Genomic DNA, 23958 nt, shown 5'->3' on the forward strand with positions numbered 1-23958 from the left:
CACGTTCTTTTAGTTATTCATTTGTCGAGCTTGACGGCGTTCTTTAACTTTTTGACGACGTCCTTTTTCATTATGGTAAATCAAGTAGAGGAGTCCAACTGGGACAAGACATAGCAACCAGAAATAAACTGGGAGTTGGCTCTTATCTGTTGTTTTAGTAGCCTTTTTATCTTTCTGGTTACTTCCAAAATCGAACCATCCTTTAACTTTAGTTGCCTTAACAGAAGTAGCTTTGATATTAGGTGACACTGTCTTCAGACCATTATCAATGACAATGTGATCATCTTTAACAGAGATTTTAGGGTCTTTACCTTTTTTAACGGTGGCATAGACGTCTTTTTCGACATTGTATTTTTTACCGTCGATTTCTTGTTCACCCTTGCTAAGAACTTTCTTGTAAGAGAAGTCTTTGTACATCTTCTCAACGAGAGCATTACCAAAGGTATGACGAATCTCTTCACCTGTTTGGTCAGACCAATCACCAGAACCCATGATGACAGCAATCATACGTTGATTACCACGCTTGATGGTATCAATATAGTTGAAAGCACCTTCTGGGCTAGATCCTGTCTTCAACCCATCAACCCCATCAATTCCGTATTTGGCACCTGGAATAGAGTAGTTGTAAGTCTCGAAGGTTTCCTCGTAAGGTGTTCCTTTTTTAACTGTGACAACAGGTTTGCTAGTGTATTTGAGAATGTCAGGGTATTTCTTGATGAAGTTATAGGTCATGATAGCCAAATCACGCGCAGTTGTTTGGTTGGTTTGGTTGTTATCATAACGTTGAGGACTGTAGTAACCTTTGAAGGCAACAGCAACGGCACCAGAAGCGTTGAACCATTTGGTATTGGTCATCCCTAGCTCTTTAGATTTCTCATTCATCATGTCTAGCCATTTATCAGGATCATTATTGGTCAAGTAGTTGGCTAGCATCACGGTTGTAACGTTAGAGGAAGGCACCGCTGTCATAGTGATGAGTTCTGAAACGGTATAATCAACACCCGCAACAATCTTGTTGTTTGAAATTTCGTAAATATCGGCAATAGCTTGGTCGGTTGGAGTAGCTGTGATAACAGTATCTTCAGAAATCTCTCCTTTAGACATAGCTTCAAAGACCAAATAAAGTGTCATGGCCTTAGACATAGAAGCTGGGTCACGCACCTCATCAGCATTTTCTTCCCAGAGGACATCTCCGGTATTTCCATCGATTAAGAGGGTTGATTTTGGGCGATAGGCTTCAGTGGCTTCAGTATAACCAGCAGCGCGTGTGATATCCATCAATTCGTCTGCACTAGACAGACTCGGTGCTAGAGCTAGACAAGCTGCTAAAAGGACGGCAACAATTTTCTTTTTCACAATGTGTCTCCTTTAATATCTATGGGGTTCTGTAGCTGGCAGAACCTATTTTTATCTATTAATATCATTTGCCTGTCAAAAACCCTAAATTCGGTAGTGACAAACATCTTCATTATAACATATAAAAGTTAGAGTTTTCCTAACATTTAGTATTTTAATGTAATTTTTAGAATCTATTGAATGTTACACAAAATCTATTTGAAAGCAGAAAAAAACGAGCTTGCTTGCTCGTTACTTTTCATCTTTTATCCTTGTGACTTGGTGGTAAATCATGAACCAGGTTTCATTTCGACGCCAGATACTAGTGTGGAAATTTCCTCCCAACTCATAACTAATTAATTTCGTTTTTTGACTAACAGATGTCATCTTGAAGCTGTCAAAATTATTGAGAAGTGGTTGGTGATTGGCAATGACTTCTTCACGATTGTGGTGGTGACCATTTTCATCGATTAAGTAGAAGTCTGGTGCTAAAAGATTTTCATAGTCAGGAATTTTTGACAGAATAATCTTTTCATTGCGAGAGAGTTTGTGAAGGACATTGCCATAAATTTCATCTTCGGGAATAGCAGCTGGTTCTACATGGACATCAGTGTCATAGACAGAGAAACGCTTGCTGAGAACCTCTTCAATTTGTTCAGTAATGGCATGACTCTCGTAAACAGAGAGGTCAGGATTCATTTCAACCACAATATCAAGATAGACGTTGCTACCATAAGAACGGCCACGCTGCTTCTTAACCTTAGTGACTTTTGAAATCTCAAGAATCGCTTTCTCATAGGCTTTGAGGTTTCTCTCATCGAAACCGTCTGACAAACTAAAGGTTGCTTCCATGAAGATATCATAGGCTGTCTTTAGAATGAAGGAGGTAATGATAATGGCTGTAATATAGTCAATAATCGTGAGGTTGAAGGATGCTGCAACAATGGCGATTGACGTTCCAATAGAAGTTACGGCATCGGAGAGATTATCCTTAGCGGCCGCAATCAAAGCACTAGATTTCAGCTTTTTGGCAAGTCCTTTATTGTATAAGTAAACGCCACACATGACGATAGCAGAAAGAACTCCGACGGTTGCACCAAGGGGATCGACTACAGTTTCCTCTCTTAGAAAAATCTTTCGGACTGTTTGAATTAGGACTTGGAAGCCTACCACGAACATGATAAAGGAAGTGACTAGGCTTGATAAGTCTTCAATCTTCCAATGACCAAACCTATGATCTGCATCAGCAGGTTGACTAGCTAGGTGCAATCCAATGAGTAGGGCCACGTTCCCTAAAATATCTGACAAGTTATTGAAACCATCGGCAATCAAAGAGCTAGAATTTAAAAAGTGTCCAGCTAGAAGTTTTGCAATGGTAAGAAGAAGGTAGGCAGCGATGCTGACAATGGGACCTCGTCTGGCTGCTCTTAAATTTTCATACGTAGTCATAGGGTTACCTTTTCTGTTAAAATACAAGTTTAAATTATAGCATAAAACTATAACGAGTTAAAGGTTGTAAGCCCTTTAAACTTGTGGAGTAATGTATTTTTAAAACTTGATAGCAAATGCTTCGTAATCATGGTGTTTTTTCAGTATTTTCCGAATATTCCCTACAAATTATGGTATAATTTAGGGTGTAAAACAGTCTAAAAAGAGGTTTTTATGGAACATTCGACATGGCACAAGCTTCTGAAAGAGGAGTTGCCTGACCATTATTTTTCAAAGATAAATCAGTTTATGGACCAGGTTTATAGCCAGGGGACGGTTTATCCGCCGCGTGACAAGGTTTTTAATGCCTTGTTGGAGACTCCGTTTGAAGAAGTGCGGGTGGTAATCCTTGGTCAGGACCCTTATCATGGGCCTCATCAAGCACAGGGACTTTCCTTCTCGGTACCTGATAGCCTTCCAGCTCCCCCGTCTTTGAAAAATATTCTCAAGGAATTAGAGGAAGATTTAGGTCCTAGATCCTTTCATGATTTAACGTCATGGGCAGAGCAGGGGGTGCTTTTGCTTAATGCCTGTCTAACAGTTCCAGCAGGTCAAGCAAATGGGCATGCTGGTCAGGTTTGGGAACCTTTTACAGATGCTGTGATTAAGGTTCTCAATCAAAAGGATACTCCTGTTGTCTTTATACTTTGGGGTGGCTATGCTCGTAAGAAGAAGGCACTAGTGACTAACTCTAAACATGCCATTATTGAGAGTGCCCATCCGAGTCCCTTGTCGGCCTATCGTGGTTTTTTTGGCAGCAAGCCATTTTCAAAAGCCAATGCCTACCTTGTATCTCAAGGCCAATCCCCAATTGATTGGTTGAAGTAAAATAGAAAGTTGGAAGATTATGTTACTGATTAAAAATGGTCGTGTTGTAGACCCTAAGTCTGGTTTGGATACGCAAGCTGATGTTCTTGTTGATGGTAAAAAAGTCGTTAAAATTGCTGAAAATATCGAAGCTGGAGATGCTCAAGTCATTGATGCGACTGGTCTTGTGGTTGCTCCTGGCTTGGTGGATATCCATGTTCACTTCCGTGAGCCAGGTCAAACTCATAAGGAAGACATTCATACTGGTGCCTTGGCAGCGGCTGCGGGTGGTTTTACAACAGTTGTAATGATGGCTAACACTAATCCAACGATTTCAGATAAGGAAACCTTGGAGGAGGTCTTGACTTCGGCAGCTAAGGAAAATATCCATGTTAAGTCTGTTGCGACTATTACTAAGAATTTTGATGGTGAAAACATCACTGATTTCAAGGGTTTGCTTGAAGCCGGTGCTGTCGGATTCTCAGATGATGGTATTCCATTGACCAATGCTGGTATTGTCAAAAAAGCCATGGAGCTAGCTAAGGAGAATAATACCTTTATCAGCCTTCACGAGGAGGATCCTGATCTAAATGGTATTCTCGGTTTCAATGAAAATATTGCTAAAAAAGAATTCCATATTTGTGGGGCAACAGGTGTAGCTGAGTACAGTATGATTGCGCGTGATGTCATGATTTCTTATGATACACAAGCCCATGTTCATATTCAACACTTGTCAAAAGCTGAATCTGTAAAAGTGGTTGAATTTGCTCAAAAACTTGGAGCACAAGTTACAGCCGAAGTGGCACCACAACATTTCTCTAAGACAGAAGACCTCTTGCTCTCAAAAGGTGCTAATGCCAAGATGAACCCACCACTTCGTTTGGAATCTGACCGTCAGGCCGTCATCGAAGGGTTGAAATCTGGAGTCATCTCAGTCATTGCCACAGACCACGCGCCACACCATGCCGATGAAAAGAATGTCGATGATGTGACTAAAGCACCATCAGGAATGACTGGTCTTGAAACATCTCTATCTCTTGGATTGACCTACTTGGTTGAAGCAGGACACTTAAGCTTGACGGAACTCTTGAAAGTAATGACTAGCAACCCATCTGATCTTTATGGCTTCGATGCTGGTTATTTGGCTGAAAATGGACCAGCTGACCTTGTGATTTTTGCAGACAAGGAAAAACGTCAGGTCACAGCAGACTTTAAGTCTAAAGCAGCCAATTCACCATTTGTAGGCGAAGAACTTACGGGCAGTGTTAAATACACTATCTGTGATGGTGAGATTGTTTATCAAGCCTAAATAGCAGATCAGAGCAGGGCACATCGAGACACTTGGTGTTGCACCTGCTTTTTTAGTCCTTAAAGGAGCAAAATGATGAAAAAGATAATGAAAGGTCTTGTTAAATACCTTGCTTTAACTGTTTTGTTAGCCTGTTTTCTGCCACTTTCTTTGCAACACGTTCAAGCTGACGAGGATGAGGTAGAGTATAGTCTACCTTCCTATGTTGGTCACCTTTCTATACATGATGATGGTAATGCGACGTTTACTCAGGAAGTGACTTATGATTTTGATAGTGACTATAAAGGTCAGTATGTAACCTTGGGGAAAATTGGTGGTTATTCTATTATGGATGATCCCAAGGTTTCAGCAACCGTAAATGGGAAAGAAAAAACAGATATTACAGTTGAAAAAACAGACTCTTATGATGGTGTTAAACTCAAAGTTTATAATTCAGGTTCAGATGGTGATAGGGTTGTCCTCAAAGTTACTTGGCAAATCCAACAGTTGTTGAATCTATATTCAGATATTGCAGTTTTAAATTGGTTTCCAATCTCTGATTGGGATAAAGGATTTGGACAGGTTGATTTCACAGTTGATGGTCTAGATGCAAGTCAAGGAGAGCTTTACGCCCACACTGGCTATTTTGGAAAAGACCCACAGGTTAAACGTACTGCTACAGGTTATCAGGTTCATGTAGACAATTTACCATCATCAGGTAAATTGGAATTACATGCCTACTGGCCAATGACCAGTGCTTTACGGGAAAATAATCAGGCTTATTTATTACATAAGACAAATGAGGCAGAGTTTCTAAAAAAAGAAAGAGATATCAAAAAGTCTAAAGAAAACTACCGACGCATTTTTTATGTCATTTTGCCACTTGTAATTTTAAGCTTTGTTCTTATTGGTATTTTCTGTTACCTTATTGTTCTTTATAGCACTAGAACGCCTTCTTTCCCTCGAGATGCACGTCTTTATGAAGCCCCTCAAGATTTAGCACCTTTGGTCTTAGCTAAGAATGTTTATAATCAGTCTTTCGATAAAACAGGGCTAAAAGAAGAAACGGGTCCTTTGAAGTTCAAATATATGGTGCAAGCTACCATCCTCGATTTTATTGATAGAGGTTATCTCACTTTTAGGCGAGAAGGTGATAGTAATATTCTGACACGTATTGAAAAGGAAGGTCTCTCTTCGTTTGAAGTATCATTCTTAGATATGTTGTTTGATGGTCGCATGGAAATTAGAGATAGTGAAATGTTCTCGCGCTATTATCTTGATAAAGATGCTCTAGAAAAACAATTCAAGAGTGCTAGAACAAGCTATGAGCGAGAAACTATTCGATCTCAGGGAAAACGTGTCAAATATCAATTCTCTAATGACGGCTATCAAGTAGCCAAAGGCGTTGAAAAAGAGGAAATTGCACTAGGACTTCCTAAAATTTATAGAGATTTTAGTGCGAAAGAAAAGACATTTAACATATTGGGAGTAGCAGCTTTGGCACTTTCAATGATGTTTTGTATACTTTCAACTTTGTTCTTATTTGGTGCATTTGGATCAGGAGTTGGTTTTTACTATATTCTTGGACTACTACCTATAGCAGGACTTACCGTTTTATTCTGGTTCTTGGTGAAAAGACGTCGTCAGAGATGTCTTGATGCAACTCAAATTTCAACGTATTACCAGTGGCATAGCTTTAAAAATATGATTCAGAGTATTCCTAGCTTTAAAGAGTCAGAATTAGAATCTGTCATCCTATGGAATCGTATCTTGGTTTATGCGACACTCTATGGACAGGCGAAAAAAGTTAGTGATGTGCTAAAACGATACAACATTCACCTCAGTAATCCATCTTTAGATGAGTTTACTTATTCTGCGACACCATTTATTATGCTGAATAATGTCAATTATCTAGAATCTTATGTTTCTGCCTCAGATACCGTAAGTAGCTTTTCTATCAATTCAAATAGTGGTAGTGGTGGCTTTGGAGGCGGTGGCTTCTCTGGTGGTGGCGGAGGAGGCGGTGGTGGCGCCTTCTAAGCTACGCTAGTCGGAGTTTACTATCAATAGAGACACTCAGTCTATATGATCTTGGGTGTCTTTTTATTTGGCGAATAATTCCTTTCATTCTAAACTGTTAGGAATTTTTAGTGAGAAGAGATATAAAGTAACAAAAAAAGAGCCAGTGGCTCTTTTTAAATATAATCTTAATAACCAGGTTCAAAGATTTCAATAATTTGAGTCAGATAACCTGCATGTAAACCGATGCGATAGTCAACATTTGGCAAACTCTTTACTAAATCATTCAGTTCTTTATCTTTGCTAACCTTATCAGCCAAAACTGGTAATTCAACAACAAGGAGTTGTGAGTGATCCAGTTGAAGGTAACTACTGTTGACTTTGATATCAGGACGAAGTAGTTTAAATATCGCTCTTTCCGAAGCTTGGAGCAGTTGATATAAATCGAGGTCAGATAAAGGAATCTCACCAAACTGAGGACTGATGTTTATAGCAATATCAATATGAGCAGCTCGCATTTCTAAAATGCGGTTAGAGAGGAAACTAGATATTATTGGATTGCTAAGCCTATCCAAGTTTTCTTGAGTCTCTGGATTACCAATGCTAGCATTGTCCGTTTTATAAATCTCAAGTAGACTAGTAGCTTTGGCAGTATCTTCATTTTCCAAGGCAAGAGAAACCTCCTTGAGATTTTTCTTGAATAAGTCGAAGGACGTTTGCTTTTGCATAATAATCTGGATAAAGGATTTGCTATAGTTAGTCATAGTACCCAACAATTTATGACGTTCTTTGTTAAGTCTATCGATAGATTGTTGGTGGACAGCCTGGTTCCAATTGTAAAAATCCCATAGTAGTAGGGCAATATAGAGAACTAAGATAACAGAACTATTAGGACTGACCTTGAAAACTATTTCAAATAAATTTTTAGGTTCATTTGCTGTTGGAAGAATACTGTTAAGACCATGGATAACAGTAAAGAAGACATAATAGACAGCTAGGAAGGCAGTGCTTCGCAACCAGTTACGTCTAGCCCAAGCTTCGTCAAGACTACTCATCTGATTTAGGTCTACGGCGAAGATTTTAAGCATTAGGTAAATGATTAATGGTGCTAAGATGTAGGTCAAGATATGTAAGTTAGTGTTGAGGGTAATATCACCTTTGATATGTAAGACGTGAGGGATAATGACAATTGAAAGTAGTCGTGTTGCCATATCAAAAAGGATAGTTGGATAAAAAGCGTAAAGCAATCGATGATAGAAAGAACGCTCTTTGACAAGGGCCAAATCGGCAACAAGGAAGAAAAGCGGGTCTACAACGATTTTTACGAGATTAAAATAGGATGCTGCAGCTACATAGGACAAAAATAGAAGTAAGAGGTGTCCTCGTTGTGGCTTAACCTTAGACATAGTCTGGTAGAGGTACCAAATAGAAATGAAACTAACAGCCTGTAAGAGAGGATTGATAATATTAGTAATCATTGTAACCTCCTTGTGTCATGTCAATCTCGATTTGTAAGCGGTAAATACCAGCCCGTGTATTTGAAACAATGTTAACGTTTGGATAAGTGGATAGGATACTATTGACGCGTTTCAGTTCGGGATCAGAGAAATCAGATGTAATAGCTGAATCTTCTTTAGTGCTTGAACTTTCAACGACAAAATGTTGACTATCCTCGTCTTTAAAATAAGCATAGCTAAGGTATTTCTGTTCGCTATCTTGTGCTTGGTCAATGACGTGATCCAAGATTGTTGAAAGGATATATACCCAATCTAAAGGATAAATAGGATAAACGGTAATGGGTTCTGGGACCTCCATACTAACCCAAACATCCAATTCTTTTGCCTTTAGGAATTTAGCTTCAAAGAGGACTCGCAAATCAGGGAGTTTAATATTTTCAAGTTTATCTCGATAAAAATGATCAATCTTTTTATCGAGTGGATTCGGAGTCAGCAAGTAGTCAATTAACTCCTGAGCTTCCTCGTTTTGTTGGAAACGGATGATATCGTAGAGATTTTCAGCTTCGTCCTTGATAAAGAGCTCTTGGCTAGTTTTTTTCTGGTACCAAGTATTGATGTTCTGACTTGATTTTTGAAGAAGCTGAGAATGTTCCTCTTGAGCTTCTTGTGTTTGCGCACTGAGGTCCTTTCTATAGAGATTAACCTGTCCAGATAGAATCAGAGCTGTAATAATAAGAAAGGCAACGGTAAAGTGAATGTTTGTTGAAAGAAGTTCAGAAGCAAAGTAAATAATGGCTAGAGCACAAAGAGCAACAGAGGTTGATTTGTACCATGGTCTTGCTTTGTCAATTTGCATCATTCGTGAGTAGTCCACCTGTAGAAGGGCACTTTGAGCAAACCATAGCAAAAAGGCAAGCAAGAGAATAAAGGGACCAGCATAATAGTAATCTAGGACAGAAGGGAAAAAGATTGGAATAATCAGGAAAATGACCAATCTTACCATTAAGGCAAAGGTGAAAGGTATGAAGAAAGTCTCCAAAATGGTATGTCTTAGATTTTTGTAGGATTTGGCAGCTAGAAAGAGTACTAGTGCAATAAAACCGGATTTTGGATACAAAATGCCCAAATAACTAGAGGCAAAAATTGCTATACCAGCTAAAATAATAACCCAGTATCTAAGCGGCCTTTGCGTGGTCACCTTGAAGATAATAATTTGTAAAATAAAAGCTATACATGCCGTAAGCCCGTGAATTATGACATCACTCAATATCAAATATTCTCCTATTCGGGTAAAATCTATATAATCATATCATTATACCATATCGCAAACAAAAAGAGCATACGAATTGCCTATAAGTGATAAGGATGTAAGGCTTTTCATTTTTCAAGCATATTTCTTGCCCATTAAGTTTTTTTAACCTATCCTAGATGTATAGTAAAATTTCGATAGAGGAGATCGATATGGTAAAACTTTCTAAAGAGACACATCTTGAGATGTTCACTAAAATGGAACGTATTCGTGAATTTGATTCACGTATTAATAAATTGGTTCGTCGTGGTTTTGTTCAAGGAATGACTCACTTTTCAGTTGGTGAGGAAGCAGCCAACGTTGGGGCTGTTCAACACTTGAGCTATGACGATATCTTCTTTTCAAATCACCGTGGTCACGGACAATCTATTGCCCAAGACATGGATTTGAATAAAATGATGGCGGAGCTTGCAGGTAAGGCGACAGGTGTTTCTAAGGGCCGTGGTGGTTCTATGCATTTGGCTGACTTTGAAAAAGGTAACTACGGAACTAACGGTATTGTTGGTGGTGGTTATGCTCTTGCCGTAGGTGCAGCTCTCACTCAGCAATACAAAGAAACAGGAAATATTGTTGTGGCCTTTTCAGGAGATGGTGCAACTAATGAAGGCTCATTCCATGAGTCAGTCAATATGGCAGCTACTTGGAAATTGCCGGTTATCTTCTTTATCATCAATAACCGTTATGGTATCTCAATGGATATCCATAAAGCAACAAACACACCTCACCTTTATACACGTGCGGAAGCTTATGGTATTCCTGGTTTCTACTGTGAAGATGGTAACGATGTTTTGGCTGTATACGAAACAATGGGCAAGGCTGTTGAGCATGTTCGTGGTGGCAACGGTCCCGCTATCGTTGAGGTAGAATCTTACCGTTGGTTTGGTCACTCAACTGCTGATGCAGGTGTTTACCGTACTAAGGAAGAAGTTGACGAGTGGAAGAACAATAACGACCCAATTATTAAATACCGTGACTATCTCGTTTCTGAAAATATTGCAAGCGCTGAAGAGTTAGATGTTATCCAAAGCCAAGTCAAGGCAGAGGTTGATGCAGCTTATGAGTTCGCCCAAAATAGCCCAGATCCAGAACTTTCAGTTGCCTTTGAAGATGTATGGGTAGACTAAAGAGAAAGGTTGAGGAATACAAGTATGAGTGAAACAAAATTGATGGCCTTGCGTGAGGCAGTAAACCTTGCTATGAGCGAGGAGATGCGTAAAGACGAAAACATCTTCCTTATGGGTGAAGATGTTGGTATCTATGGTGGTGACTTCGGTACATCAGTTGGGATGTTGGCAGAGTTTGGTGAAAAACGTGTTAAAGATACACCAATTTCAGAGGCAGCTATCGCTGGTGCAGCTGTTGGATCTGCCATCACAGGTCTTCGTCCAATCGTTGACTTGACTTTCATGGACTTCATCACGATTGCCCTTGATGCTATCGTTAATAATGGTGCAAAAAACAACTACATGTTTGGTGGTGGTTTGAAGACTCCTGTAACTTTCCGTGTAGCTTCTGGTTCAGGGATTGGTTCTGCGGCACAGCACTCACAATCTCTTGAGTCATGGTTGACTCACATTCCAGGGATTAAAGTTGTTGCTCCAGGTAATGCTAACGACGCTAAAGGTCTTTTGAAATCTGCTATTCAGGACAATAACATTGTTATCTTCATGGAACCAAAAGCACTTTACGGTAAGAAAGAGGAAGTGACTCAAGATCCTGATTTCTACATTCCACTTGGAAAAGGGGAAATCAAGCGTGAAGGGACTGACCTTACTATTGTCACATATGGTCGTATGTTGGAACGTGTTCTTAAGGCTGCTGAAGAAGTGGCTGAACAAGGTATTAACGTTGAGGTCGTTGACCCACGTACGCTTATCCCACTTGATAAGGAATTGATTTTCGAGTCAGTTAAGAAGACTGGTAAACTGATGTTGGTCAATGATGCATATAAGACTGGTGGGTTCATCGGTGAGATTGCTGCTATGGTTACTGAAAGTGAAGCATTTGATTACCTTGACCACCCAATTGTACGTTTGGCAAGTGAAGATGTGCCTGTACCTTATGCGCGTGTCTTGGAACAAGCGGTTCTTCCAGATGTTGAAAAGATTAAGGCTGCTATTATCAAGATGGCCAATAAAGGAAACTAACTTTCTAGCGACGGTTAAGTGATATGTCTCGCTAGTAAAATGTGTTTCTTGTTTTAACTGTGAGAGTATCGGAAAATATAATTTAAAGTAGAAAGGAGAGGGCGTTAAAGCGTTTGAGTTGATTTGAACTCAAACGAAATGCTTTGGAATCTTAGATAGTTTTACTTGTGTGCAAGCACACTAACGTAAAACTCCTAAAATTCTGTCGCGTTTTAGCGTTCTTAGTATCATAAAATATGGCTTTTGAGATTATTATGCCAAAGCTTGGTGTGGACATGCAGGAAGGCGAAATCATCGAGTGGAAGAAACAAGAGGGTGATGTGGTTAATGAGGGGGATATCCTTCTTGAAATCATGTCAGATAAAACGAACATGGAACTTGAAGCAGAAGATTCTGGTGTTCTATTGAAGATTACCCGTCAGGCTGGTGAAACAGTACCAGTTACTGAAGTTATCGGTTATATTGGAGCAGAAGGTGAAGTTGTGGCTGATAATGCTGCGAGCGCACCAGCTACAGAAACTGCTCCGCAAGTTGAAGAAGTTGCTACTGTGGAAGCACCTGTAGTGGCAGCACAAGCCCAAGCCCCTGTCGTACACGAAGGTGGCAAAGTACGTGCAACACCTAAAGCACGTAAAGTAGCGCGTGAGTTGGGGATTGACCTCGCTCAAGTTCCAGGAACTGGAGCAAAAGGTCGTGTTCATGCTGATGACGTTGAGAACTTTAAGGGTGCTCAACCTAAGGCAACTCCGTTGGCACGTAAGATTGCAGCGGACCTTGGTATTGATTTAGCTAACGTATCTGGAACAGGCTTTGGTGGTAAGATTACCAAGGAAGATGTCCTTGCAATCAGTGCCCCAGCTCAAGTTAAGGAAGCTGCAGCTGCACCTGTGGTTGAAGCTAAGCCAGAAAAAGTCTTGCCAGAAGGTGTGGAAGTTATCCCAATGTCGGCTATGCGTAAGGCTATCTCTAAGGGAATGACGCACTCTTACTTAACTGCGCCAACCTTTACCCTTAACTACGATGTGGACATGACTAACCTTATGGCTCTTCGTAAGCAAGTCCTTGATCCAATCATGAATAAGACTGGTATGAAGGTAACCTTCACTGATTTGATTGGTTTGGCAGTTGTGCGTACCCTTATGAAAGAGGAACACCGTTACCTCAATGCATCCTTGATTGATGATGCGCAAAATATCGAATTACACAAATTTGTTAATCTCGGTATTGCCGTTGGTCTCGATGATGGCTTGATTGTACCAGTAGTTCATGGTGCAGATAAGATGAGTTTGTCTGACTTTGTGGTGGCCTCTAAGGATGTCATCAAGAAAGCTCAGGCTGGTAAATTGAAGGCGGCAGAAATGTCAGGTTCTACTTTCTCTATCACTAACTTGGGAATGTTTGGAACCAAGTCATTTAACCCAATCATCAACCAACCAAACTCAGCTATCCTTGGTGTTTCAGCAACTATTCAGACACCGGTTGTTGTTGATGGTGAAGTTGTCGTACGTCCAATCATGGGGCTATGCTTGACTATTGACCACCGTATTGTAGATGGTATGAATGGTGCCAAATTCATGGTTGATTTAAAACATTTGATTGAAAATCCAATGGAATTGTTGATTTAAGTAAAAAAATATCTGAAAACTGAAGTTTTAAATAGAAAGGAGAGGGCGTTAAAGCGTTCGAGTCGATTTGAACTCGAACGAAATGCTTCGGAATTTAGATAGTTTTACTTGTGTGCAAGCACACTAACGTAAAACTCCTAAAATTCTGTCGCATTTTAGCGTTCTTAGTATCGTAAAATATGGCTTTTGAGATTATTATGCCTAAGCTCGGTGTGGACATGCAGGAAGGCGAAATCATCGAGTGGAAGAAACAAGAGGGTGATGTGGTTAATGAGGGAGATATCCTTCTTGAAATCATGTCAGATAAAACGAACATGGAACTTGAAGCAGAAGATTCTGGTGTTCTTTTGAAGATTACGCGTCAGGCTGGTGAAACAGTACCAGTTACTGAGGTTATTGGTTATATTGGAGCGGAGGGTGAAGTTGTGGCTGATAATGCAGCCAGTGCACCTGTTGCAGAAGCAACTGCTCAATTAGAATCTGCTGGTCTTGAAGTTCCTAAAGCTCCTGCCACAGCTGCTCCAGCAGCTACTGCAGAAAAAGCACCACTTGCTGATAATGAGTACGATATTATTGTTGTCGGTGGTGGTCCTGCTGGTTACTATTCTGCCATTCGTGGGGCACAACTTGGTGGTAAGGTTGCTATCATTGAAAAATCTGAATTTGGTGGAACATGTTTGAATAAAGGATGTATTCCAACTAAGACCTACCTTAAAAATGCAGAAATCCTTGATGGGCTTAAGATTGCTGCAGGTCGTGGTATCAACCTAGCGTCAACAAACTACACTATCGATATGGATAAGACTGTTGACTTTAAGAACTCTGTTGTTAAGACACTTACTGGTGGTGTTCAAGGTCTTTTGAAGGCTAACAAGGTTACTATTTTCAATGGTCTTGGTCAAGTTAACCCAGATAAGACAGTTACTATTGGTTCAGAAACAATCAAGGGACGTAATATTATCCTTGCGACTGGATCAAAAGTTTCACGTATCAATATCCCTGGAATTGAGTCACAACTTGTGATGACATCAGATGATATCCTTGACTTGCGTGAATTGCCTAAATCACTTGCTGTTATGGGTGGTGGTGTCGTTGGTATCGAACTTGGTCTTGTTTATGCTTCATACGGTGTAGAAGTAACTGTTGTTGAGATGGCTGACCGCATTATCCCTGCTATGGATAAAGAAGTATCACTTGAACTTCAAAAAATCCTTGCTAAGAAGGGCATGAAGATTATGACTTCTGTTGGTGTTTCTGAAATTGTTGAAGCTAACAACCAATTGACCCTTAAACTCAATAATGGTGAAGAGATTGTAGCTGATCGCGCCCTTCTTTCAATCGGTCGTGTTCCTCAGTTGGATGGTCTTGAAAATCTTAACCTTGAATTAGATCGTGGTCGTATCAAAGTGAATGCTTATCAAGAAACATCAATCCCTGGTATCTATGCACCGGGTGATGTAAACGGAACTAAGATGCTTGCTCACGCTGCTTACCGTATGGGTGAAGTTGCGGCTGAAAATGCTATGCATGGTAACGTTCGTAAGGCTCACCTTGACTACACACCAGCTGCTGTATACACACACCCAGAAGTCGCAATGTGTGGTCTTACTGAAGAAGATGCACGCGCTAAATATGGTGATGTACTCATTGGTAAATCAAGCTTTGCTGGTAATGGACGCGCTATTGCTTCAAACGAAGCTCAAGGTTTTGTTAAAGTCGTTGCAGATGCGAAGTACCATGAAATCCTTGGTGTTCATATCATTGGACCGGCTGCAGCTGAATTGATTAACGAAGCGTCAACAATTATGGAAAATGAATTGACTGTAGATGAGCTCTTGCAATCTATCCACGGTCACCCAACCTTCTCTGAAAACATGTACGAAGCCTTTGCTGATGTACTTGGAGAAGCTATCCATAACCCACCAAAACGTAAATAAAGATAAATTAAATTCTCGGACAAAGGTTCGGGAATTTTTTCATACATTTTCATTTGTATTTATTTGAAAAAATCGTTACGGATTTTCAATAGTTTTATAGAAACATACGAATAATAAGTTAAAGAGTTTTCTATCAAGAGAGAAAGTTTGTTTATAATTTTATAATATTTCTATTTTATTTAGAAAATTTTTAATAATAACCTTTCCACGAGAGTTTTTCTGTGGTAAAATGGTTCAAGTATTACAAATGCAAAAGGAAAGTTAAATGCGAACAAAAGATTTTATCTACTATGCTAGTGCGGCTGTTCTCTTGGCTGTAACTACTCAGGTTGCTCAAGCAGACGAAGTGGCAACACAAACGCCTTCTATTACTGAAGGAAATCAGTATCAACCTGCGACAGCGGCTGAGATTTTTGGTGGAGAAGCAGCCTTACCTGTAACTCCTAGTTCAACGGTTTCAGCACCCGCAGCTTCGAGTGAAGTGACAAAAGCTAGTGCTCCAGCGGTATCTACGTCTCCTGCTTCACAGAGTTCCGAGGCTGCAACGGCATCAACTTCGGTAGCTAACTCTACTGTTGCTGCAACATCAAATTCAGTTGCGACTTCTGTAGTAAGTTCAGAAAGTGCTACAGCTTCTACAAGTGCGACAAATTCTGAAACGTCAAACAGCACTGTAGCAACACCTGCTAAATTAACGAATTCTACGGATGTTCCTTCGCCAACCCTTAAGGTTCAACCGAAGACTTTTATCGATGTCAGCAGCCATAATGGTGAAATCAGTGTAGATGACTATCGTGCTCTTGCACGCCAAGGTGTTGGTGGTGTCGTTGTCAAGTTGACTGAGGATACTTGGTACAACAACCCTAAAGCACCATCACAAGTTCGCAATGCTCAAATTGCCGATCTTCAAGTATCTACCTATCATTTTTCTCGATACACAACAGAGGAAGAAGCACGTGCAGAGGCTCGTTTCTACATTCAAGCTGCACAAAACCTTAACCTTCCAAAGAGTACTGTTATGGTTAACGATTTCGAAGACTCTAAGATGCTTCCAAATATCAACCGTAACACTCAAGCTTGGGTTAACGAAATGCGTAAGCATGGATACAACAACTTGATGTTCTATACAAGTGCTAGCTGGTTGGATGAGAACAATCTAGGCTATCGTGGACCTGTCTCAACCTCTCAATTTGGTATTGAAAATTTCTGGGTCGCACAGTACCCATCATCAACTCTTACAGCAACGAACGCCAAAAACATGCGCTATAATGCCAAAACTGGTGCATGGCAGTTTACAGCTACGGCTAATCTCTTGTCAGGTAAACATGTCTTCGACCACAGCGTGGATTATACAGGACGTTTCACAGCTAATGCTAGTGCTGAGGTTGATGCAACTCAAGGCAATTTGAGTGGAACCATTTCTATTGTCAACAATAATCCAACTGTTGGTAGCTTTGATGTAGTCATCTCTAATGTCAAAGCACCAAATGGTGTTGAAACAGTCTCTGTTCCAATTTGGTCAGAAATTAATGGTCAAGATGACATTATCTGGTATACTGCTAACCGTCAAAATAATGGAACTTATACAGTAAACGTTAAGGCTTCAGCGCATAAAAACTCGACAGGGCTTTATAATATCCACCTTTATTATGTTCAAAAAGATGGTCAATTGACGGGTGTTGGTGGAACAACTACGCAAGTCTTCATTGGTAAGACACCTGAGCAGTTGAAACCTAAAGCAAGTTTTGCTATTGAAAACAATAATGCTAAGGCTGGAACTTTTGACGCCGTTATCACTAATATCTCAGCACCACTAGGTGTTAAAGAAGTTTTGGTGCCATCATGGAGTCTTGAAAATGGTCAAGACGACCTTATTTGGCATAAGGCGACTAAGCAAACTGATGGCAGCTATCGTGTAACCATTAAGGCAAGTGAGCATAAGGGCACTAAAGGAAATTACCGTGCCGATGCTTATATCGTGGATAACTCTAACAATCGCCATTATATTGCTGAAAAAGTAGTGGCTGTTGATTATGCTCGACCAAGTGGTCTCCTTACGATTGAAAACAACAATACTGCAGCAGGTACTTTTGATGCCGTTGTTCGTAACATTGTTGCTCCTACAGGTTTGAAAGAAGTTCTTGTTCCTTCATGGAGTTTAGCTGGTGGTCAAGACGACCTTATCTGGCATAAGGCAACTCGTCAAGCCGATGGTTCTTACCGAGTGACTATCAAAGCAACGGATCATAAGAATTCAACTGGTAAATACCGTGCCGACGCCTACCTTGTAGATGACTCTAACAAACGTTTCTACCTTACTGAAAAAGTGGTAGAAGTTACTCAAACTCGTCCTAGTGCAAGCCTCTTTATTGAAAATAATAATGCCGATTTAGGTACTTTTGACGCTGTTATCCGCAATATCGTAGCACCAAATGGGGTTAAGGAAGTTTTAGTTCCTTCATGGAGTCTCGTTAATGGACAAGATGATCTCGTTTGGCACAAGGCTAGTCGTCAATCTGATGGTAGTTATCGTGTAACAATCAAGTCTAGTGAGCATAAGAATTCACTAGGAAATTACCGTGCTGACGTTTACATCGTAGATAATGCCAACCAACGTCATTATGTCACTGAAACCATTGTAGACGTAAAACATAATAAGCCAGTCGGTACTATTTCAGTTGTTAATAACAATAATGATACTGGTACTTTTGATGTCATTATCAGTGATGTTTATAGTCCTAAAGGTGTTCGCACTGTTCAAGTACCTATTTGGTCTGAAAAAGACGGACAAGATGATATTCGTTGGTATGAAGCAACACGTCAAGCTAATGGTACTTATACGGTAAATGTTCAAGCTACTAACCACAAAAATTCAACAGGTTTGTACAATATTCATTTGTACTACATTTTAAATGATGGGTCACAAGTTGGTGTAGGAGGGACAACGACAACAGTTGAATTCCGTAATGCTAAGACTAAAACGCAAACCTATATCACTAATGTTAATTCAGAAGCAGGTAGTTTTACAGTTGTTGTTGATCAAGCTCCACAAGGACGTCAGATTAAGAATATTCGTGTAGCTGTATGGTCTGAGAGCAACCAAGGAAACCTTTCTTGGTACAATACAGCACCTACTGGAACACATACTGAAATCAATGTATCGACTGTTAATCATAAGAATCTCATTGGTAACTATACGACTCACGTTTATGTGGACTATGTAGACAATACTGTAGATGGATTTAACCTTGGTGAGACAGCTCTTGCTCCACGTAATCGTCGTTTATAAGCCTGAACCGCTTTTTATTCAAAACATAAACTTCGATGGATTTATAAGTGATATGGTGCTAAAAAATGAATTTATCAAGTTGTCTTCTTCAAGTCATGTCCTCTATAGATATGAAGGAAACTAATTTACATATTAGCTTTCTTATACTAAAATACAAATTTATTCAATTTAACTAACGCCAATAACAATGGTTGGTATTCTTTGGATTACATTCACGGTGTTCAGAGTCGAGATGTAATGGATACTAAACTTGGTGCACCATTCTTCTCAATCTTTGCTTAATCTGATATATAATTAATAAATCGAGGGAATCTGATGGTTCTCTCTTTTTAATAATCTCGCAGAGAAAACGCTTGCATAAATCTAATCTAAATGGTATATTAAAAAACATGAAAACGTTAACAAAAAGGAGTTAGTATGAAAAGGAATACTCAAACTAATGACGAAAAAGTCCTTCGTTATAGTCTTCGCAAGTACAAGTTAGGGTTGGCTTCTGTAACCATTGGAGCTGTTTTTTTGAGCTTTGCTGCTACTCATGGAGTCAAGGCAGAAGAAGTAGTGTCAACACCTGCCTCAAGTACACAGGTAGAATCAGCTGATTCTAGTCTTACCACCAGTGGTCTAGTAACTGAAACGCCAACAGCTCCTCTAACAGCTGAGAATACCACAGTGTCCAAGGAAAATGAGCCAGTTTCTCTTCCAGCAGAAAATACTAGCCGTACTGAGCCTACCAAGCTAACTGAAACTAGCGAAAACACGCCAAAAATAGTAAGTACTAATAATAGTCAAGCTCTCACTAATGCATCTGAGGAACCTATTGCTGAGGGGTCTATTCGCTTGCATTTCCAAGAGTTGCCAAGTCAGGATAAGGCATCACTTGGGCTTTGGACTTGGGATGATGTGGAGACGCCATCATCTCAGAAAGGTGCTTGGCCAACAGGAGCAACCTCATTTGCAGAAGCCAAACAGGATGATTATGGTGTCTACTTGGATGTGAAGTTGTCTTCAACACCTAAAAAACTTAGCTTCCTTATTAATAATGCCGCTGGAACGAACCTTTCAGGGGATAAAGCAGTGGAAATTCTTAGCCCTCAAATGAATGAGGCTTGGATTGACAAGGATTTTCAAGTTTACAGTTATCAACCTATCCCTCAAGATCACGTTCGTATCAATTATTTCCGTACGGATGGCGACTATAGTAATAAGTCTGTCTGGTATTGGGGTGATGTTAAGGACGCTCCAAGTAATTGGCCTGATGGTGTCAATTTCCAACCAAATGGTAAGTATGGTGCCTATTTAGACATTCCGCTAACCGAGGCTGCTAAATCTATCGGATTTTTACTCTTAGATGAGAGCAAAATAGGAGATGATGTGAAAATTCAACCAAATGATTATAAATTTAGTGACTTGAAAAAAACTCGTCAGCTTTTCGTACGAGATACTGATACGACAGTCTACACCAACCCTTATTTTGTTAAGGATGTGCGTTTGACTGGAGCTCAGCAGCTTAGTCCAAGCCAAATCGAACTTAGCTTCACCAATTTAGAAGATGTTTCATCTGAGGATATTCTCAAAGACCTAAAGGTGACAGACAAGGATGGTAACAGTGCAACTCTTAAACAGCTTGAGTTGGATGCTAAACTCAAAAAAGCTACATTAACAGGTGATTTTGCTGCGGAAAATCTACCTTACAAGGTCACTTTGGGTAATGATAGTTTTAAAACGTCTGAGAGTTGGCAATTGAAGGATACGCTCTACAGTTACGATGGTGAATTGGGTGCCCGTCTTCAAGAGAATGGTACTAAGGCACATGTGACACTTTGGTCACCAAGTGCAGATCAAGTAGATATCATTGTCTATGATAAGAATAATCAAGACATGGTTCTTGCTGAACATGCCCTAAGCAAAGGACCTCGAGGGACTTGGCAAGCTGACTTGCTTGCGACTGATCTTGGTTTGGAAAACTTAACAGGTTATTTCTATCAATATCGCATTAAACGTGGTGATCAGTCAGTAATCGTTTTGGATCCTTATGCTAAGTCTTTGGCTGCTTGGAATAGTGACGATGCCAGCAAGGGACCTGAACACAAGATTGCCAAGGCTGCCTTTGTAGATCCTGCTAATTATGGACCAAAAGATCTTGACTACGCTAAGATTCCAAACTTTAAATCTCGAGAAGATGCCATCATTTATGAGGCTCATGTCCGAGATTTCACTTCTGATAAGGCTATCTCAGCTGAATTGAAACACCAGTTTGGGACTTTTGCAGCCTTTGCAGAGCGTTTGGATTATCTTAAAGATCTCGGTGTTACCCATATTCAGCTTTTACCAGTATTAAGCTACTATTTTGTCAATGAAATGCAAAATGGGAAGCGTTTGGATGCCTATGCATCAAGTGATAGTAACTACAACTGGGGCTATGATCCACAAAACTATTTCTCTTTGACGGGTATGTATTCTGAAAACCCAAGTGAACCAGCTAAACGTATCGAAGAATTCAAGAATTTAGTTGCTGCTATTCATGCCCACGGTATGGGCGTTATCTTGGATGTGGTCTATAATCATACAGCTAAGACAGCTATTTTTGAAGACCTTGAGCCAAATTATTATCACTTTATGGATGCTGATGGCACTCCTCGTTCGAGTTTTGGAGGGGGGCGTCTAGGCACGACTCACTATATGAGTCGTCGTGTCTTAGTGGATTCGATTGCTTATCTTACTAAAGAATACAAGGTGGATGGTTTCCGTTTTGATATGATGGGTGACCATGATGCTGAAAGTATCGAGCAAGCTTATCATACAGCACGCGCTCTAAATCCAAATCTTATTATGCTTGGTGAGGGCTGGGTGACTTATACTGGCGATGAAAACAGCGCTGTTCAGCCTGCCGATCAGTCTTGGATGAAAGACACAGATACCGTAGCTGTATTTTCAGACGATATTCGAAACACCCTCAAATCTGGTTATCCAAACGAGGGGACACCTGCCTTTATCACAGGTGGCAAACGTGACATTAATAAGGTCTTTGACAATATCAAGGCACAACCAACTAACTTCGAGGCTGATTCTCCAGGTGATGTGATTCAATATATTGCTGCTCACGATAATTTGACCCTTTTTGATATTATTGCCCAATCAATCAAGAAGGATCCAAGCAAGCCTGAGAATAATGCTGAAATTCATCGTCGCTTGCGTCTAGGAAACCTCATGGTCTTGACTGCTCAGGGAACACCATTTATTCACTCTGGTCAGGAATACGGCCGCACCAAACAGTTCCGTGATCCTGCCTACCGTTATCCTGTGTCTGAGGACAAGGTGCCGAATAAGTCACATCTCTTAGTGGATGAAAAGGGCAATCCATTTGACTATCCTTACTTCATCCATGATTCTTATGATTCAAGTGATGCGGTTAACCATTTTGACTGGACTAAGGCGACTGATAGCCAGACCTTCCCAGAAAATACGAAAACGCGTGCCTTTACCAAAGGTTTGATCGCCTTACGTAAGTCGACAGATGCCTTCAATTTCAAATCAAAAGCAGATGTAGATGCACGTCTAACGCTATTGACAGTTCTTGGTCAGGACAATGTCGCTCAAGAAGATTTGGTATTGGGATACCAAACTGTTGCTTCGAATGGAGATCGTTACCTTGTCTATGTCAATGCTGATAGCAAGGCTCGTCAGTTTGATTTGAGCAAGATTACAAATGGCCTATCTTATATGGTTTTGGCAGATGGCAGTCAAGTCAATTTATCTGGAATTAGTGAGTTATCAGGTGTGACAATCAACAATCACATCTTGACCTTGGATCCACTAACAGCGACTATTATTCGTTTGACTAATGCTCAGACGCCAACTGAGGCAGTAGATCAGCCTTCTGAAAAGACCGGGTCATTTGGTGGTAAAGATACTGAAGCAACTAAAGCAAATGTCAAGGCTTCAGGTAAAGAGGACCTTGTTGGAGATGCTGAACTTGTTAATCGTGACAATGGTCAGGCTAAGACTGAAGCTAGTCGTCAGACTGATAAACAACTGCCATACACTGGTGAAAAGACAAATCGTGGACTCTTTTTAGCAGGTCTTCTAAGCATTCTTAGCCTAGGATTCCTTAGAAAACGACGGATGAAATAAATAAGTGACAACAGGTTATTTCCTGTTGTTTTCTTTTATTTAGAATCATTCTTATCTGCTCTTTAGAATAGTTCTTAAATAGCCTAAAACCGTTGACAGTGCTGGTTTCTTCTGTTAGTTTAGATATGTTCTCTTACATACGAGAGATCATTATTGACTTATCATCGTTCGTTCTTTATTAATGATAAAACGACGATTCACATATATAACGACAAATGTCGAACACTATCTTGAAAATAGGAGACATTCATGAAAAAACTTAGCAAACTTGGTGTTGTTCTTTTGGCATCAGGACTTTTATTGACGGCTTGTGCCAAATCTGGTAATTCAAGTAATTCAAGTTCAACTAGCCCAAAACTCACAGCCAGTGAGCAAAAGCAATTGAAGCAGGCCACAAGTGATTATAAGACTTTCGTTGAAGGCGAAATTGATCAGCTTTTGAAAGATACTGAAGGATTCAGTGAAACCCTCAAGTCAGGAAATCTTGAAGAAGCTAAGAAACAATATCCATTGATTCGTATGGCTTACGAGCGTTCAGAGCCGATTGCAGAAAGCTTTGGTGAGTCTGACGTGAAAATCGACTACCGTTTGGTTGATTACATGGACGAAAATAAATCAGAAGACGGTTGGTCAGGGTTCCACCGTATCGAACGTATCATGTGGCAAGATAACACGACAGAGGGTACAGCTGCCTATGTAGATCAATTGGTTAACGATATTAAGGAACTCAAGGCTAAAATTGCAACTGTTAAAGTTACTCCAGATATCATGCTGACGGGTGCTGTAGACCTTCTTAATGAAGTTGCCACTCAAAAGATTACAGGTGAAGAAGAGGTCTTCTCACACACTGATCTTTACGACTTCCGTGCCAATATTGAGGGAGCGGAAAAAATCTTTGAACTTTTCAAGCCGTTGATCCAAAAGAAAGATGCTAAACTTGTTAAGACTCTGGAAACTGAATTCAAGAATGTGAATGGTCTTTTGGACAAACACATGACTGATGAGAAAAACTATAAGTCTTATACAGATTTGAGTGAGGCAGATACTAAGGAATTGGCCGAAGCTGTAACTAAACTTGGTGAACCATTATCACAAATGGGTGTTATCCTAGATGGGAAGTAAGAAA

The 23958-nt window shown here is 40.1% G+C and carries 14 protein-coding genes; 10 read left to right on the forward strand and 4 right to left on the reverse strand.

Features of this window, described 5'->3' with window-relative positions; all coding sequences use genetic code 11:
- Nucleotides 1–9: 9 nt before the first annotated feature.
- Both BSR19_RS05295 and BSR19_RS05300 read right to left on the reverse strand, forming a co-directional pair.
- Nucleotides 10–1356, reverse strand: coding sequence for a D-alanyl-D-alanine carboxypeptidase (locus BSR19_RS05295; RefSeq protein WP_060972904.1), 1347 nt, complete (start codon nt 1354–1356; stop codon nt 10–12).
- Nucleotides 1357–1587: 231 nt separating this feature from the next.
- Nucleotides 1588–2784, reverse strand: a complete 1197-nt coding sequence (locus BSR19_RS05300; protein WP_060972903.1) for a cation diffusion facilitator family transporter — start codon at nt 2782–2784, stop codon at nt 1588–1590.
- A 213-nt stretch (nt 2785–2997) separates the two neighbouring features.
- Between BSR19_RS05300 and BSR19_RS05305 the strand changes: the two genes are divergently transcribed.
- From BSR19_RS05305 to BSR19_RS05315, 3 genes are all read left to right on the forward strand, one after another.
- Entirely contained in the window at nt 2998–3651 is a 654-nt protein-coding gene (locus BSR19_RS05305; RefSeq protein WP_049545851.1) for a uracil-DNA glycosylase, read from the forward strand.
- A gap of 19 nt (nt 3652–3670) precedes the next feature.
- Nucleotides 3671–4939, forward strand: coding sequence for a dihydroorotase (locus BSR19_RS05310; protein ID WP_060972902.1), 1269 nt, complete (start codon nt 3671–3673; stop codon nt 4937–4939).
- A gap of 75 nt (nt 4940–5014) precedes the next feature.
- Nucleotides 5015–6958: a DUF2207 domain-containing protein gene (locus BSR19_RS05315; RefSeq protein WP_060972901.1), complete on the forward strand. Its 1944-nt coding sequence runs from the start codon at nt 5015–5017 to the stop codon at nt 6956–6958.
- A 167-nt stretch (nt 6959–7125) separates the two neighbouring features.
- Here the strand turns inward: BSR19_RS05315 and BSR19_RS05320 are convergent, their stop codons facing one another.
- Nucleotides 7126–8415 (reverse strand): hypothetical protein, encoded by a 1290-nt coding sequence (locus BSR19_RS05320; protein WP_060972900.1) that lies wholly within the window; start codon nt 8413–8415, stop codon nt 7126–7128.
- Nucleotides 8405–9397: an ATP-binding protein gene (locus BSR19_RS05325; protein WP_231605980.1), complete on the reverse strand. Its 993-nt coding sequence runs from the start codon at nt 9395–9397 to the stop codon at nt 8405–8407. The genes BSR19_RS05320 and BSR19_RS05325 overlap by 11 nt, the downstream gene beginning before the upstream one ends.
- A 458-nt stretch (nt 9398–9855) precedes the next feature.
- Here BSR19_RS05325 and BSR19_RS05330 point away from each other — a divergent pair, with 458 nt between their 5' ends.
- The 7 genes from BSR19_RS05330 (at nt 9856) to efeO (ending at nt 23954) form a co-directional block, all read left to right on the forward strand.
- Nucleotides 9856–10827, forward strand: a complete 972-nt coding sequence (locus tag BSR19_RS05330) for a thiamine pyrophosphate-dependent dehydrogenase E1 component subunit alpha (RefSeq protein ID WP_060972898.1) — start codon at nt 9856–9858, stop codon at nt 10825–10827.
- 24 nt (nt 10828–10851) lie between these two features.
- Nucleotides 10852–11850 (forward strand): alpha-ketoacid dehydrogenase subunit beta, encoded by a 999-nt coding sequence (locus tag BSR19_RS05335; protein WP_013990622.1) that lies wholly within the window; start codon nt 10852–10854, stop codon nt 11848–11850.
- Nucleotides 11851–12086: 236 nt separating this feature from the next.
- Nucleotides 12087–13475 (forward strand): dihydrolipoamide acetyltransferase, encoded by a 1389-nt coding sequence (locus tag BSR19_RS05340; protein ID WP_156246704.1) that lies wholly within the window; start codon nt 12087–12089, stop codon nt 13473–13475.
- A 179-nt stretch (nt 13476–13654) separates the two neighbouring features.
- A complete protein-coding gene (lpdA, locus tag BSR19_RS05345; protein WP_049546003.1) occupies nt 13655–15412 on the forward strand; it encodes a dihydrolipoyl dehydrogenase in 1758 nt (585 codons plus the stop codon).
- A 265-nt stretch (nt 15413–15677) separates the two neighbouring features.
- A complete protein-coding gene (locus BSR19_RS05350) occupies nt 15678–18701 on the forward strand; it encodes a GBS Bsp-like repeat-containing protein (RefSeq protein WP_082759661.1) in 3024 nt (1007 codons plus the stop codon).
- Between the two features lie 417 nt (nt 18702–19118).
- Nucleotides 19119–22832: a pullulanase gene (locus tag BSR19_RS05355; RefSeq protein WP_156246705.1), complete on the forward strand. Its 3714-nt coding sequence runs from the start codon at nt 19119–19121 to the stop codon at nt 22830–22832.
- A gap of 249 nt (nt 22833–23081) precedes the next feature.
- Nucleotides 23082–23954 (forward strand): iron uptake system protein EfeO, encoded by an 873-nt coding sequence (gene efeO / locus BSR19_RS05360; protein ID WP_013990617.1) that lies wholly within the window; start codon nt 23082–23084, stop codon nt 23952–23954.
- The last annotated feature ends 4 nt before the right edge of the window (nt 23955–23958 follow it).

The organism is Streptococcus salivarius (assembly GCF_009738225.1).
Lineage (GTDB): Bacteria > Bacillota > Bacilli > Lactobacillales > Streptococcaceae > Streptococcus.

What these genes read in the sequence shown, in the direction of transcription:
- BSR19_RS05300 (WP_060972903.1), bottom strand. Translation starts at nt 2,784, where the DNA reads ATGACTACGTATGAAAATTTAAGAGCAGCCAGACGAGGTCCCATTGTC.
- BSR19_RS05305 (WP_049545851.1), top strand. Translation starts at nt 2,998, where the DNA reads ATGGAACATTCGACATGGCACAAGCTTCTGAAAGAGGAGTTGCCTGAC.
- BSR19_RS05310 (WP_060972902.1), top strand. Translation starts at nt 3,671, where the DNA reads ATGTTACTGATTAAAAATGGTCGTGTTGTAGACCCTAAGTCTGGTTTG.
- BSR19_RS05315 (WP_060972901.1), top strand. Translation starts at nt 5,015, where the DNA reads ATGAAAAAGATAATGAAAGGTCTTGTTAAATACCTTGCTTTAACTGTT.
- BSR19_RS05320 (WP_060972900.1), bottom strand. Translation starts at nt 8,415, where the DNA reads ATGATTACTAATATTATCAATCCTCTCTTACAGGCTGTTAGTTTCATT.
- BSR19_RS05325 (WP_231605980.1), bottom strand. Translation starts at nt 9,397, where the DNA reads ATGGTAAGATTGGTCATTTTCCTGATTATTCCAATCTTTTTCCCTTCT.
- BSR19_RS05330 (WP_060972898.1), top strand. Translation starts at nt 9,856, where the DNA reads ATGGTAAAACTTTCTAAAGAGACACATCTTGAGATGTTCACTAAAATG.
- BSR19_RS05335 (WP_013990622.1), top strand. Translation starts at nt 10,852, where the DNA reads ATGAGTGAAACAAAATTGATGGCCTTGCGTGAGGCAGTAAACCTTGCT.
- BSR19_RS05340 (WP_156246704.1), top strand. Translation starts at nt 12,087, where the DNA reads ATGGCTTTTGAGATTATTATGCCAAAGCTTGGTGTGGACATGCAGGAA.
- lpdA (WP_049546003.1), top strand. Translation starts at nt 13,655, where the DNA reads ATGGCTTTTGAGATTATTATGCCTAAGCTCGGTGTGGACATGCAGGAA.
- BSR19_RS05350 (WP_082759661.1), top strand. Translation starts at nt 15,678, where the DNA reads ATGCGAACAAAAGATTTTATCTACTATGCTAGTGCGGCTGTTCTCTTG.
- BSR19_RS05355 (WP_156246705.1), top strand. Translation starts at nt 19,119, where the DNA reads ATGAAAAGGAATACTCAAACTAATGACGAAAAAGTCCTTCGTTATAGT.
- efeO (WP_013990617.1), top strand. Translation starts at nt 23,082, where the DNA reads ATGAAAAAACTTAGCAAACTTGGTGTTGTTCTTTTGGCATCAGGACTT.